This window comes from Janthinobacterium aestuarii (assembly GCF_051380835.1).
Lineage (GTDB): Bacteria > Pseudomonadota > Gammaproteobacteria > Burkholderiales > Burkholderiaceae_D > Janthinobacterium > Janthinobacterium aestuarii.
On record NZ_JBNYXU010000004.1, the window covers coordinates 25249 to 37560 of the forward strand.

At 65.4% G+C, this 12312-nt stretch carries 13 protein-coding genes and 1 pseudogene; 3 read left to right on the forward strand and 11 right to left on the reverse strand.

Translation table 11 applies throughout. The features are described 5' to 3' along the window. Positions 1-10: 10 nt before the first annotated feature. Positions 11-427, reverse strand: coding sequence for a hypothetical protein (locus ACQ4WO_RS12430; protein ID WP_436481711.1), 417 nt, complete (start codon positions 425-427; stop codon positions 11-13). An 80-nt stretch (positions 428-507) separates the two neighbouring features. Between ACQ4WO_RS12430 and ACQ4WO_RS12435 the strand changes: the two genes are divergently transcribed. Continuing rightward, entirely contained in the window at positions 508-1137 is a 630-nt protein-coding gene (locus tag ACQ4WO_RS12435) for a TetR/AcrR family transcriptional regulator (protein ID WP_436481712.1), read from the forward strand. On the opposite strand, the gene ACQ4WO_RS12440 is transcribed toward ACQ4WO_RS12435, so the two are convergent. The 4 genes and pseudogenes from ACQ4WO_RS12440 to ACQ4WO_RS12455 all read right to left on the reverse strand — a co-directional run. Further along, positions 1134-1835, reverse strand: a complete 702-nt coding sequence (locus tag ACQ4WO_RS12440; RefSeq protein WP_436481714.1) for a DsbA family oxidoreductase — start codon at positions 1833-1835, stop codon at positions 1134-1136. The genes ACQ4WO_RS12435 and ACQ4WO_RS12440 overlap by 4 nt on opposite strands. Before the next feature lie 61 nt (positions 1836-1896). Continuing rightward, entirely contained in the window at positions 1897-2229 is a 333-nt protein-coding gene (locus ACQ4WO_RS12445) for a carboxymuconolactone decarboxylase family protein (protein WP_436481715.1), read from the reverse strand. Between the two features lie 63 nt (positions 2230-2292). Next, positions 2293-2838, reverse strand: a complete 546-nt coding sequence (locus ACQ4WO_RS12450) for an OsmC family protein (protein WP_436482043.1) — start codon at positions 2836-2838, stop codon at positions 2293-2295. Positions 2839-2859: 21 nt separating this feature from the next. Further along, a pseudogene (locus tag ACQ4WO_RS12455) lies at positions 2860-3954 on the reverse strand (alkene reductase); the annotation flags it as partial. Between the two features lie 165 nt (positions 3955-4119). Here ACQ4WO_RS12455 and ACQ4WO_RS12460 point away from each other — a divergent pair. Then, positions 4120-4485: a hypothetical protein gene (locus tag ACQ4WO_RS12460; RefSeq protein WP_436481716.1), complete on the forward strand. Its 366-nt coding sequence runs from the start codon at positions 4120-4122 to the stop codon at positions 4483-4485. Here ACQ4WO_RS12460 and ACQ4WO_RS12465 read toward each other — a convergent pair. Next, a complete protein-coding gene (locus ACQ4WO_RS12465) occupies positions 4462-5193 on the reverse strand; it encodes an alpha/beta fold hydrolase (RefSeq protein ID WP_436481717.1) in 732 nt (243 codons plus the stop codon). The genes ACQ4WO_RS12460 and ACQ4WO_RS12465 overlap by 24 nt on opposite strands. Before the next feature lie 134 nt (positions 5194-5327). Between ACQ4WO_RS12465 and ACQ4WO_RS12470 the strand changes: the two genes are divergently transcribed. Then, positions 5328-6365, forward strand: coding sequence for a hypothetical protein (locus ACQ4WO_RS12470; RefSeq protein WP_436481718.1), 1038 nt, complete (start codon positions 5328-5330; stop codon positions 6363-6365). A gap of 1 nt (position 6366) precedes the next feature. Here ACQ4WO_RS12470 and ACQ4WO_RS12475 read toward each other — a convergent pair whose 3' ends face one another. The 5 genes from ACQ4WO_RS12475 to kynU all read right to left on the reverse strand — a co-directional run bounded on the left by ACQ4WO_RS12475 (position 6367) and on the right by kynU (position 12273). Beyond that, positions 6367-7392 (reverse strand): leucine-rich repeat domain-containing protein, encoded by a 1026-nt coding sequence (locus ACQ4WO_RS12475; protein ID WP_436481720.1) that lies wholly within the window; start codon positions 7390-7392, stop codon positions 6367-6369. Positions 7393-7394: 2 nt separating this feature from the next. Continuing rightward, positions 7395-9449: a hypothetical protein gene (locus ACQ4WO_RS12480; RefSeq protein WP_436481721.1), complete on the reverse strand. Its 2055-nt coding sequence runs from the start codon at positions 9447-9449 to the stop codon at positions 7395-7397. A gap of 108 nt (positions 9450-9557) precedes the next feature. Next, positions 9558-10103 (reverse strand): RBBP9/YdeN family alpha/beta hydrolase, encoded by a 546-nt coding sequence (locus tag ACQ4WO_RS12485; RefSeq protein WP_436481723.1) that lies wholly within the window; start codon positions 10101-10103, stop codon positions 9558-9560. A 23-nt stretch (positions 10104-10126) separates the two neighbouring features. Continuing rightward, positions 10127-10996: a tryptophan 2,3-dioxygenase gene (kynA, locus tag ACQ4WO_RS12490; protein WP_436482044.1), complete on the reverse strand. Its 870-nt coding sequence runs from the start codon at positions 10994-10996 to the stop codon at positions 10127-10129. Positions 10997-11022: 26 nt separating this feature from the next. Continuing rightward, complete coding sequence (gene kynU, locus ACQ4WO_RS12495) at positions 11023-12273, reverse strand: kynureninase (protein ID WP_436481724.1); 1251 nt, start codon at positions 12271-12273, stop codon at positions 11023-11025. Positions 12274-12312 lie beyond the last annotated feature (39 nt).

Sequence of the window (12312 nt, forward strand, 5' to 3'; positions counted from 1 at the left end):
GCCAGCCCGCTCAGGCAAACAGGGCGGGCTTGGCGATCATGAGCGCGCAGATGGTCAAAAACACGGCCAGCTTGAGGCACAGCCAGGCTCCCAGCCTGGCACCCGCCTGCGCGTATCCCTGTTCCACCTTTTCTTCCACCTTGTCCGCCCAGAAATGGTCGATGGCTTGCGCGCCGATAAAAAACGCGAGGGACAGGCGCATCCAGCCCATGTGCAGCCAGGCCCATTGTTGCTGGTACAGCAGGACCAGCCCGCCGGCAAGCAGTATCCAGCCTGCGACGGCGATCTGCTGATGGAGTTTGTGCAAGGTATCGCGGCCGGCAGGCTCGCGCATCAGGTTCAGCAGGCGCGGCGTCAGCATCATCGGGCCGATGAAGGCGATGGCGGCGACGACGTGCAGTATCAGCAGGAATGTATAGGTGTGCATGGCGTTCTCGTATCGGCAAGGACGGTTGTTTGCGGAACGTTTAGAATAAGTTTTACTACTCACTTTCGCTACTCGCATTCATGGCAAAAACTGCAGCGCATGTGGAGCCCCGCAAGCGGCCGTCCCAGGCCAGATCGGCCGCCACCGTCGCGGCGATGGTGGAGGCGGCTGCTCGCATTATTGAGGTGCGGGGCTGGGCCGCGTTGACGACGAATCATGTTGCCGAGCTGTCCGGCGTCAGCATCGGCTCCCTGTACCAGTACTTCCCGTCAAAAGAGGCGCTGCTGGCCGAACTGGTACGCCGCGAACGCGCAGTGCTGCTGCACGACATGGGGCAAGCCATGGCGCTGGAGGGGGAATTGCCGTTCGCGATAGAACAGGGTGTCATGGCCGGCCTGGCGCACCAGTTCAGGCGCCCGGCGCTTGCCCTCGCGCTGGAATCGGCGCCGTCGTCGCCATCGTTGCAGCGTGAGGACGAGGCCTTGCGGCTGGCGCTTGCCGGCCAGCTTGCGGGGCTGCTGGCGCGTCATGGCGTCGCGGATCCTGATATGGCCGCCGCCGACGTGATTGCGCTATGCCGCGGCATCATCGACGCCGCGGCGCTGCGGGGAGAAACGGATATGGCGTCGCTTGCGCGGCGCCTGGGGCGCGCGGTCCACGGCTATCTGGACACGGCGGGACCTGCCAGGGAAGCTGCCGCCAGCGCTTAAGGGAGGATGCAGCCGTCCAGGCCACACATTTCCCCGGCCGATGCGGCCAGGTTCTCCCGGGATTGCGCATGGAGGTTCTCCAGCGCCTGCCTGAATACTTCTGGCGGCTGTGCGCCAGAAATGTGCGCTCCATTGCCGAAAACGAACAGCGGCACGCCGGAAGCGATGCGCGAGGCGCTGCGCTCATCGTCCTGCACCTGCTGGCGCAATTGCGGCGTCGACCACGCGCGCTGCACCGCCTCGGCAGGCACGCCCGCCTGCGTCGCGAGCAGGGCGAGGGAATCGCGGTCGAACAGCGATTTTCCGTGCGAAATACTCTGCGCATACAGCACTTCGACCAGGCGCTGTTGCAAAGCCTCGTCGCTGACGGCCTTGACGAGCATGTGCGCGTCCATGGTGTCGCCAAACAGCATGCTGTCGAAGCGGTAGTCCAGGCCTTCGGCCGCTCCATGCGACTGCACCGAATACAGCATGCCCTCGGCGGCCATCGGATCGCAAAATTTTTTCAGCAAGGCTGCCTTGATCGGTTCGGCCTGATGGTTCGGCGCGATGCGGTAAGCGCGCAGCCTGACCTGCACGGCGTCTTTGTGCTCGAAAGCGGCAAGGGCCTTCTCGAAGCGGCGCTTGGCGATCCAGCACCAAGGGCAGACGAAATCGGACCAGATGTCGACGACCAGCGCTTGTGTGTTGTTTTTCATGGTTGCTCCTTGAGTGGCCGGCCTGGCGTGCACGCATGCCAGGCCGGCTGATGCGGCAGTATCAAGCCTTGTCGAACGCGTCCAGCACGTGGGTGCTGTAGACAACGGCGGCGCCCGCATTGAGGTTGATCGCCACGCCGAGCGCCTCGCCAATTTCTTCCACGGTCACGCCCAGCTTCTTGGCGGCGGCAGCGTGGAAGGCAATGCAGCCATCGCAGCGCGTGGTGACGGCCACTGCCAGCGCGATCAGTTCGCGCGTTTTCGCATCGAGATGGTTGGTCTTGTCGCCGGCGCCGCCCAGTGCGGCAATGCCCTTCATGGTGTCGGGCGTCAGTGCGTTCAGTTGCATCGCACGTGTGTTGATGTCTTGCCGAGCTTGTTTCCAGTCTTCCATGATTTCCTCGCTATGTAGGCGCTTGCGCGCGGGTTGGTGGCTAGATGATTCCCGGGATGGGTATCAGGCCTCGATTATTTCCAGGGTGGGCAGCATGCGGATGGCCTTCGAGAAATTGGCCAGGTTGACCGACGTTTTGGTGACGGCCTGGTGCAGCGCCTCGACGCGCTCGCGCGAGGCATCCGTGCGCAGCCGCACCACGTAGCTGACTTCGTCGTAGCCGGGATTGACGTTCTCGTCCAGGCCGAGGAAGCCGCGCAGGTCCAGCTTGCCGTCCGTTTCGATTTCCAGGCTGTGCACGGTGATGCCCATGGCCGCTGCATTGGCTGCGTAACCGACTGACAGGCAGGCGTTGAGGGCGGCCATCAGCAGCTCTTGCGGATTGGGCGCAGTGTTTTGGCCCAGCAATTCATGCGGTTCGTCCGAGGCGATCTCGAAATGGCGCGCATGCTTTTCACCGCCCAGCACATAGTGGCTGACGGTGGCCACGCTGCGCGTCTGGTGTTGCCAGCGGGTCTTGACGTTGAAACGCGCCTCGCCCTTGCCGGGATGCCCTGCCACGCCTTGGGCGAATTGCTGCAATGCTGCCACGTTGATGCCATTGAGCATATTGCTGGCAGGCGCTGCGCCATACGCGGGATAGTCCGTATAACCGTGGGACGGGGCGCCGCTGGCGCCGTAATAGGTCGAACGGTCGCTGTCGGCCAGCGGCCAGTTGTTTTGCATGCGCTCCACCAGATCCGGATTGGAGATGAACGGCATGCCGAAGGCGATCAGATCGAGGTCGCCTTTTTCCAGCTCGCTGCGCGCCAGTTCCTGCGTGAAGCCGCCCGCGCCGATCAGGGTGCCATGGTAGTCCTGGCGGAATTGCGCACCAAAGCCGGCTGGCACTTCCGCCGCCGTGATGGTCGGCTGGTAGTTCAGGTGCACATAGGCCAGCTGCCTCGTATCGAGTGCCTGCGCCACGCTGCGCCACACCTGCGCTTCATCGGCATAGGCGCGCATGTCGTACAGGCGGCCGAATGGGGAGATGCGCACGCCGACCTTGCCGCTGCCGATGGCGGCCGACAGCGCGTCTATGGTCTCGAGCAAAAAGCGCTGGCGGTTGGCGATGCTGCCGCCGTACTGGTCGGTGCGCGTATTGACGGCGCTGCTGAGGAACTGGTCGAACAGGAAGCCGTTGGCGGCCATGATCTCGATCCCGTCAAAGCCAGCGTCGATAGCGACTTTTGCCGCATGCACGAAGTCGGCGGTGACGCGGGCGATGTCGTCGACGCTCAGCGCGCGCGGGACGCTGGGCAGCACCGGTCCGGCCTTGCCCGGTTCGATCCAGGCGTAGACGGTGGTGTTTTCCGCCGCCACGTCGCTGGGGCCCACGGGCGCCGCGTTGCCCGGCTGGATAGACACATGCGACATGCGGCCCACGTGCCACAGCTGGGCGAAGATCTTGCCGCCCTTGGCATGCACGGCATCGGTGACCTGGCGCCAGCCCTGGCCCTGCGTGCTGCTGTAGATGCCGGGCGTGTACAAATAGCCGCGGCCTTCATCGGAGACGGGCAAGCCTTCGGTGACGATCAGGCCGGCCGAGGCGCGCTGGGCGTAATACAGCGCGGTGAGCGCATCGGGATTGTTTTCGAGCGTGCGCGTGCGCGTCATCGGCGCCATGACGACGCGGTTGGCCAGGGAAATGCCGGACAGGTCATAAGGGGTGAACAGTTGATGCATGTGATACCTCGCAAAGGTCGAATGCGCCGTGGCGCGGAAGGATTGCCGGGTGAAATACCGGCTTCGAAATAAGTCTACCATCTAGTAGGTAGGCAAGTCAAGCGATCGCATTGCCGGCAAAATCGCTATGATGCGGCTTTGCACGGGACGATACGGATGATTGCCATGAAAAGCCGCCTGATGGCGGGCCTGGGAGCGCACGCGCTGGGCTGCCTGTTGTTTATTGTGTTGAGCTGGCTGGGATTTTTCCTGTACACGCAGCTGTTCGGCAGCCTCGGCTCGCGCGGCGTGGCCGGCGGCCTGGCCCTGCTGCTCGTGTTTTACGTGTACGCGGGCACGAATCTGCTGCTGGCGCTGCTGCCGCCTGGCTGGTGGAAGCCTGCGTTGTGCGGCTTGCTGGGCGCGGCGGTGCTCGCGTATCTGCTGCCCCAGCATCCGTTGCGGGCGATCTACTTCAGCTTGCTGGCGGGTGGCTTGAGCTGGCTGGCCGTGCTGGCCAGCGCGCGCTTAAGCCGATATTTGCGCGGCTGACAGGCCCGTAATAAAAGCGGCGACGGCGATGGCGGCCGTTTCCGGCGCGGCCTGCAACAGCATGTGCGGCGCGGCGATGTCAACCAGTTGCGCGCCCGCTGCCTGCCGCAGTATCTGCACGGCGTTCGCCGGCGGCACCAGGCGGTCGTGGCGGGCGCGCAGATACAGCACGGGCAGGCTACCGCGCGCGAAGCTGCGCGAGGCGTCCGTTTCCAGTACGGCGCGCAGGCGCTGGCGCAGCGTTGCCGGTGGCACTTGCGCCAGCGCCGCGGCCAGTTCCTCTTGCAGTTGCGGCGTCGCATACGGCGCCAGCAGCGCCTGGCGCAGGGCGAAGCCGGGCATGGCGCCAAAGGGCACGAGGCCGAGCAGGTGGCGCAGCGGCGCCAGCACCGGGCGCGGATTGCGCACGAACGAACAGCACAGGACCAGGGCGCGCATGCCGGGCGGCGGATCGGCGCGCAAAGCTGCCCCCAGCGGTCCCGAAAACGATTCGGCCAGCACGACGAAAGGGCGGTCCCGCGGCAAGCGTTCGCGCACGAATGCTTCCAGCGCCGCATAGTCGAGTGGCGCGGCCGGGTAGGCGATGGCCAAGGTATCGATGGCGCTGCGCGCGCGCAAGGTGGCGTCGAAATGCTGGAACAGGCTGGCCGTGCCATCCATGCCGGGCAGGAGGACAAGCAGGGGCGAGGCGTGGGTTGATGTCGTCATTGCGGCCATCATAACAGCCCCTCGGGCGCACGCGTCGTCCGCCAGCCGCACGGCATGGGGGCTGGCGCCATGCTAGAATCGCCGGCGCGCCATGCGTGGCCGCAAGAGCGGCCAAATCCCCGACAGACAGAATCATGCATATCATTTTTTCGAATTACCGCACCCTGGGCGGCACCTTGCTGGCAGCGGCCTGCATCCTTTCCCATCCCGCCCGCGCCACGGCGGCGCCCTCGGCGCCGGCCGGAAAAAGCCTGTCCTCCTTGCTGGCCGGCGGTCCCTTGCCGCGCCTGAGCGAAGACCCGCAAGTGCGCGCGGCCCTGTTTGATTTCTTCGGTTACGCGCGCGGCAGCTACACGGAAGACGATGAATTGCTGCTGGCGCAGGCGCTCGAAGCGATCAGCGAAAAGCGCGACGCCACGCGCACCGTGCTGGCCGACCGCCGCCAGTTGCTGGCGTCGATGAATGACCGCAAGCAGGGCCGCGAACGCGGTGCCATGCTGCTCGACAAGCGCGGCACCATCATCGCCTTTGGCCTGGTCAATGGGCATTGCCGCCTGGAGGGCCAGCCGCTGGCGAAGGTCTGCAATCCCGATCCGAACGCGGTGCTGACCGTGTTCCACCGCAAGGGCATGCTGGTCGGCGATGCAGCGCCCTTGCTGGCCTGGGCCCGGCAATTGCCGCCCATGCTGGCGCTGATCGCGGGCGACAAGGAAGCGGGCGCCGACGGGCAAAAGATCGCCACCGTCGAATATGTGCTGGCGCAGCCGGCCCTGCCGGGCTGGAACCGCGCCCAGTTGCCGCCCGCGTATCCGCCGGCGCTGCTGCCGCTGCTGCTTGATAAATCCACGGTGCTGACGTCGGCCGGCGCGGGCGTGTTTGCCTATCCGCTGACCCTCAAGGGCAAGAAACAGAACAATGTGCTCGACCATGCCGAAGGCCGCCCGCCGCGCGACCTGGAAGTGGCGCTGCGCAGCTATGCCAGTTTCGACACGGTGGTCGAGCGCTACCGCCAGCTGGCCAAGGGTGCCCGGCTGCAGCGCAACGAACGCACGGCCTACCTCGATGGCAACATGGGGCAGGGCAGCTACCGCGTCTACATCCGCAACACGGGCGCCGATGGCGTGATGATCGACGTGGCCTTGTGGCAGCGCAAGCTGGCCGCCAGCCGCTGATCTAGCAGGGGCCTGGCTGCTCGTAGCCCAGTTGCGCCAGCTGCGCGGCGATGGCGTCGTCGCGGGTTTTTTTGCCCGTGCGCAGGCGCGCATGCGTGAGGGACGCAGGCAAGCCATGCGCCAGCAAGGCGTCGATGTCGAGCATCGTGTCGGATGCCGACAGCTGGCGCAGGGCGGGCAAGGCGGCGAGGCCGGGCAGGCTGTCGAGCGTCTTGCAGGTGTGCAGATGCAGGCGTTCAAGCACGGGATTGGGCCCGAGCGCGATCTTCCGCAGCTTGATCTGGTCTTCCACCCATAGCGCCTGCAGCAGCGGGAAACGGCCGATGTCGCCCAGGGTTTCCAGGCCGCGCACGCGTATCACTTCCAGTTTCCGCAACAGCGGCGCCTCGATGTGCGCGAGCGATTCGCGCCCGCCCAGCTGCAACAGCAGCCGGTCCAGGCGGGCCATCTCCGAGATGAAATCGAGCGCTACCTTGTTCTTGATGCGGTACAGCGACAGCTCGTGCAGCGCCGGCAGGCCAGCCACAGTGTCGATATGCTGGTCGTGGCCCTCGATGACCAGGCTGGCCAGCTGCGTGTAGCGGCGCAGCGGCGCCAGGTCGATATTGTTTTTGGCCGACGCGCCCAGGTTCAGGTATTCGAGGCCGCGCAAATTATCGAGCTGCAGGATGTCGGCCTGCGCCAGCTTGTACACGCCCAGGCTCAGGCGCTTCAGGTGGCGCAGCTCGCCCAGGGTTTCCAGATGGATGGCTTGCCAGTGGCAATCGATGGACAGGCTGGCCACATGCGGCAGCGCGCGCAGGATGCGGGCATCGAACACCCTCGGGTCGTAACCGTAGATGCGGATGGTCAGCGCCGTGCCGCAGGTGGCGGCCAGGGCGTCGAGGTCGGCCAGCAGCGGCTCCGGCTCGCCCAGGGTATCGAACTGCACCAGTACCTGCTGGCCGCCCGCGATGGCGGCGCGGATCGCCCTGGCGTCGATGCGCCCGGGATTCTGGATGCGTAGCGGCTGTGTTGCTTGCGTCATGCTCATAGTCCTATCGGATAGTCCACTTTCCTGGGGGGAGGGCAGCCTTCCGGTCCCGGAAACGTCTGCTTGCCCGTGTCGTCGTAGCGCTTGCCGCACTCCACGAGCACGCGCTTGCGGAAGGTGTAGATGCTGGCCACCTTGCCATTCGGGTGGTAGCAGATATTGTCGCCGTCGCGGTCGGCCGAAGCGTAGCTGATCATGGTCTCGCCGTTGACCGTGCGCGTGCTGTGGCCGCTGCGCGGCTCCGTGCATTTGAGCTGGCCGCTTTCGTAATAGACGTTCAAGACCGAGATGTCGGCTGCGCGGTCGACCAGCAGTTCATCCTTGCGCTTGCCGTTCGGGTAGTTCGAATAGCCTTCCTGGCGCTGGCCGTACTGGAAGGCGTAGTAATACTGCGGCTTGCCGTCCGGGTAGTACATATGGTGGTACTCGCATACGTCGTCGCGCGTGCTGCCGTACTCCTTGAAGGTGCAGCGGTGGATGTCGTTGAACAGCTTGCCGTCCTCATAGTACTCGCGCAGGTGCGTGAGGAGCCGGCCCTGGTCGATGACGGCCAGGCGCTCCGGCTTGCCGTTCGGGTAGTAGCGCGCGTCCAGGCCCTGCTTTTTGCCGTTGTCCCACAGGGTATCGAGGCGCAGGATCTTGCCGCTGTCGTCGAATGCCTGTTCACGCCCATCGAGCTGGCCGTTGCGGTAGGTGGCCGTGTAGACCACGTATTCATTGCCGGCAGGGCCCAGATAGCGCGTGCGGCTGCCTTCGAGCACGCCGGCCTGGTAATGGTCGCGCAGGCGCAGCGCGCCCTGCGCATCCGTGTCGATCGCTTCGCCCTGTTTTTTGCCTTGCACGAAAGTGACGCGTTGCGTGGCCTTGTCCTTGAGCTTGAGCTTCCACGGCCCGTCGCGCAAGCCTTCGATGAAGCTGCCGTCGCCGTCTTCCGTGATCCACCCGCCATGGCGCGAGCCGTTGACGTAGTTGCCGCGCGTTTGCAGCTTGCCGCCCATGCTGCGTTCGTGCGGGCCGTTCAGCTGGCCGCCCGCGTAGGTGTCGAAGCCCGTCACTTCCTCTGCATCGGCATAGTTGACGACCGTCCAGCGGCCTTCGCGCTTGCCGGCCCGGTACATGCCGCTCTCGCTCTGTTTTGGATAATTGAAGTACCACATGCCTTCCTGCAGGCCGTCGACGAAATGGCCTTTTTCGCTGCCTTCGTGCATGCCTTCGCGCACCCACAGGCCCTGGCGCTTGCCTTTCGCGTACTGGCCCCGCTCGACCACCGAGCCGTCGTCCCAGGCCAGGCTGTAGATGACGGAAGGGCCTTCCTGGCTGCCCGTGAACTGCTTCGGCGCCGTTTCCCACGTTACTTGCCACAGGCGGTAATTGCGCAGGATGCCGGCGCCCGCATCGCTGTACAGGGTGTAGCTGGCGGTGAGAAAACGCTCGCCTTTTTTCTCGAAGGTTTTCTTGTAGATGATGGCGTCCTGGCTGCCAGCCTCCACGGGCTTGCCCTCGTCGCTGTAGTAGCCGACGACGGTGCCCTGCGTATGGTCGATGGCGTCGAAGTCCGCATTGCCGCTCTTGCCGCGCGCGACGCTGTAGTCCATCGGCGCCAGTTTGGCCAGCGCCTCCTTGACCCGGCCCGCGTTGGGCGCGGAGCTTTGCGCCACGATGCGGTTCAGGGCCGGCTGCAAGCCGTCCAGGCGCCGGTACTTGCCGGAACTGCGGTGGTAGCGGTAGGCGCGCAAGCCGTTCTTGCCGTCCTGGCGGAACAGCACCAGCATGGTTTGCACGCTGTCGTCCGATTCCTTGTCCAGCGAGACGTAGAAGACGGAGCGGATGACGGCGTTGCCGAACTGGTCGAGCAAAATGGGTTTCGAGCTGTCGCTCTTGCACTCGCAGTAATAGCCGTTGACGCCTTCTTTTTCCTTGAGAAAGGCGACGTCAAGCCCGCTGTCTTGCGAGGCGGTGATGGCGGGATGGGCGAGGGTCTTGCCTTCGTAGAAGGGCGCGCCGTGGGCGAGGGCGGAGCAGAGCAGCAAGGGCAGAAGCAGACGTTTCATCGTGAGGCTGGCGCCGGGGCGCCGCAATGGAAAGGCCACGATTCTGCCTGCGTTCTTACTTGTGGGCAAATGGGCGCGCGTCTATCGTGTGCGTGTGCGCGCCCTTGCTCAAGGCTGGTGCGCGGCGCAGAAGTCCAGCAGCAGCTGTTCGCCGTCCGGCCACGGGCCGTAGCCGGCGTCGCCGTTGATATGGCCGGCGTCGCCGATCATGGTGAAATCGCTGCCCCAGGCGGCGGCAAACGCGCGTGCCCGCGCGAAGCTGACGTAGGGATCATCGCCGCTGGCCACCACCAGGGTGGGAAACGGCAAGGCTTGCAGCGGCATCGGCGCAAAGCCCGTCGTGCCGGCGGGGTAGGAGGGCGCTTCCACATCGCTGGGGGCGACGAGGACGGCGCCGGCGATCTTGTGCGGCGAGCCGCTGGCAGCCCAATGGGCCACCAGCGTGCAGGCCAGGCTGTGCGCCGCCAGCACGGGCGGGCGCTCGCAGGCGGCGATGGCGCGGTCGAGCTCCGCCACCCATTCGTCCTTGTCCGGCGTCTGCCATTCCCGGTGCGGCACGCGCGACCATTGCGGGTGGCGCGCTTCCCAATGGGTTTGCCAGTGCTGCGGCCCGGAATTCCACAGGCCGGCCAGGGTCAGGACCAGAGGCGACATCATTTCTCCTTTTGAAATTGAAATCAGAGCTCCGTGCGTAGGGCGAAGAGCTCAGGGAACAATACCACGTCGAGCATCTTGCGCAAATAGCTGACGCCCGCCGTGCCGCCCGTGCCCGTCTTGAAGCCGATGATGCGCTCCACCGTCGTCACGTGGCGGAAGCGCCAGAAGCGGAAGGCCGTTTCCAGGTCGACCAGCTTTTCGGCCAGCTCGTACAGGGCCCAGTGTTTCGACGGGTCGCGGTAGACTTCCAGCCACGCCGCCTTGACGGAGGCGTCGGCGCTGGTCGGCAGGGTCCAGTCGGCGTCCAGGCGCTCGGGGGCGATAGGCAGGCCGCTGCGCGCCAGCAGCTTGATCGATTCATCGTAGACGGAGGGCGTGCGCAGGGCGGCGTCGAGCACCTTGTAGGTGTCGGGCGCCGTCGTGTGCACGTTGAGCAGGGCCGCGTTCTTGTTCCCCAGGATGAATTCGATTTCGCGGTACTGGAAGGACTGGAAGCCGGACGAGGCGCCCAGGTAGGGACGGATGGCCGTGTATTCGGGCGGCGTCATGGTGGCCAGCACGTCCCAGGCGTGCACCAGCTGGTCCATGATGCGCGCCACGCGTGCCAGCATCTTGAAAGCGGGCGCCAGGTCGCCGCTTTGCAGGTTGGCGCGCACGGCGTGCATTTCGTGCAGCATCAGCTTCATCCACAATTCGCTCGTCTGGTGCTGCACGATGAACAGCATTTCGTTGTGGTTCGGCGACAGCGGATGCTGGGCCGTGAGGATGCGGTCCAGCGCCAGGTAATTCCCGTAGCTCATCGATTCGCTGAAATCCATCTGCGCGCCATGCCATTGCGCATCCTGGCCGCCCGCATGCATGGGGCAGCCGCTCGTGTTTTCCTTGTTCATATTCTTGTCGTCGTTCATGGGGTGATTCAGGTGACGGCATCGCGCTTGGCTGCGATGTCGTAGGCTTGGGTGTCGAGGATGTCGCGCAGGATTTCCACGGCATCCCACACGTCGGCAAAGCTCGTGTACAGGGGCGTGAAGCCGAAGCGCATGATGGCCGGTTCGCGGTAGTCGCCGATGACGCCGCGCGCGATCAGCGCCTGCATGACGGCATAGCCGTGCGGGTGCGTGAAGCTGACCTGGCTGCCGCGCCGCGCATGCTCGCGCGGCGTGACGAGCCCCAGCGGATGGCTGGCGCAGCGCTGTTCCACCAGCGCGATGAACACATCCGTCAGGGCCAGCGACTTGCGGCGGATGGCTTCCATGCTCGTTTGCGCAAAGATATCGAGGCCGCATTCGACGAGGGCCAGCGAGAGTATCGGCTGCGTGCCGCACAGGGCGCGGGCGATGCCATCGGCGGGCGCGAAGCCCGGGTCCATGGCGAACGGCGTGGCGTGGCCCCACCAGCCGGACAAAGGCTGGCGAAAGCGCGCCTGGTGTTTTTCCGGCACCCAGATGAAGGCGGGCGAGCCGGGGCCGCCATTCAGGTATTTGTAGGTGCAGCCGACGGCCAGGTCGGCGCCGGCGCCGTTCAGGTCCAGCGGCACGGCGCCGGCCGAATGGGCCAGGTCCCATAGCGCCAGCGCGCCCTGCGCGTGGCAATGGCTGCTGATGGCGGCCATGTCGTGCTGGTAGCCGGTGCGGTAGTTCACGTGCGTGAGCATGACGACGGCGCAATCGGCATCGATCGCTTGCGCCAGTTCTTCGGGACTGTCGACCAGGCGCAGCTGGTAACCGCGGTCGAGCCAGGCGGACAGGCCTTGCGCCATGTACAGGTCGGTGGGGAAGTTGCTGCGTTCGCTGACGATGATGCGTCGCGCGCCATGCGCAGGATCGCCGGCCTGCATCTGCAGGGCGGCGGCCAGGGCCTTGAACAGGTTCACGGAGGTGGTGTCGGTGATCACCACTTCGCCCGTGCCGGCGCCCAGCAGCGGGGCCAGGCGGTCGCCCAGCCGCTTGGGCAGGTCGAACCAGCCGGCCGTATTCCAGCTGCGGATCAGGTCCGTGCCCCATTCCGCCGTGATGACGTGCTGGGCGCGGGCCAGGGCCGCTTTCGGCCGCGCGCCCAGGGAATTGCCGTCGAGGTAAATCACGCCTTGCGGCAAGTCGAACTGCTGGCGCAAGGGCGCCAGGGGATCGTCGAGGTCGCGCGCGCTGCAGTCATGTCGAGAAATCATGGTGGCTTTCATGTTGGTGCTTGTCTCAATGGCACGATA

Bases quoted from the DNA above. Each gene is read 5' to 3' on its own strand.
- ACQ4WO_RS12430 (WP_436481711.1), bottom strand. From the start codon at position 427: ATGCACACCTATACATTCCTGCTGATACTGCACGTCGTCGCCGCCATC.
- ACQ4WO_RS12435 (WP_436481712.1), top strand. From the start codon at position 508: ATGGCAAAAACTGCAGCGCATGTGGAGCCCCGCAAGCGGCCGTCCCAG.
- ACQ4WO_RS12440 (WP_436481714.1), bottom strand. From the start codon at position 1,835: ATGAAAAACAACACACAAGCGCTGGTCGTCGACATCTGGTCCGATTTC.
- ACQ4WO_RS12445 (WP_436481715.1), bottom strand. From the start codon at position 2,229: ATGGAAGACTGGAAACAAGCTCGGCAAGACATCAACACACGTGCGATG.
- ACQ4WO_RS12450 (WP_436482043.1), bottom strand. From the start codon at position 2,838: ATGCTCAATGGCATCAACGTGGCAGCATTGCAGCAATTCGCCCAAGGC.
- ACQ4WO_RS12460 (WP_436481716.1), top strand. From the start codon at position 4,120: ATGAAAAGCCGCCTGATGGCGGGCCTGGGAGCGCACGCGCTGGGCTGC.
- ACQ4WO_RS12465 (WP_436481717.1), bottom strand. From the start codon at position 5,193: ATGACGACATCAACCCACGCCTCGCCCCTGCTTGTCCTCCTGCCCGGC.
- ACQ4WO_RS12470 (WP_436481718.1), top strand. From the start codon at position 5,328: ATGCATATCATTTTTTCGAATTACCGCACCCTGGGCGGCACCTTGCTG.
- ACQ4WO_RS12475 (WP_436481720.1), bottom strand. From the start codon at position 7,392: ATGACGCAAGCAACACAGCCGCTACGCATCCAGAATCCCGGGCGCATC.
- ACQ4WO_RS12480 (WP_436481721.1), bottom strand. From the start codon at position 9,449: ATGAAACGTCTGCTTCTGCCCTTGCTGCTCTGCTCCGCCCTCGCCCAC.
- ACQ4WO_RS12485 (WP_436481723.1), bottom strand. From the start codon at position 10,103: ATGTCGCCTCTGGTCCTGACCCTGGCCGGCCTGTGGAATTCCGGGCCG.
- kynA (WP_436482044.1), bottom strand. From the start codon at position 10,996: ATGAACAAGGAAAACACGAGCGGCTGCCCCATGCATGCGGGCGGCCAG.
- kynU (WP_436481724.1), bottom strand. From the start codon at position 12,273: ATGATTTCTCGACATGACTGCAGCGCGCGCGACCTCGACGATCCCCTG.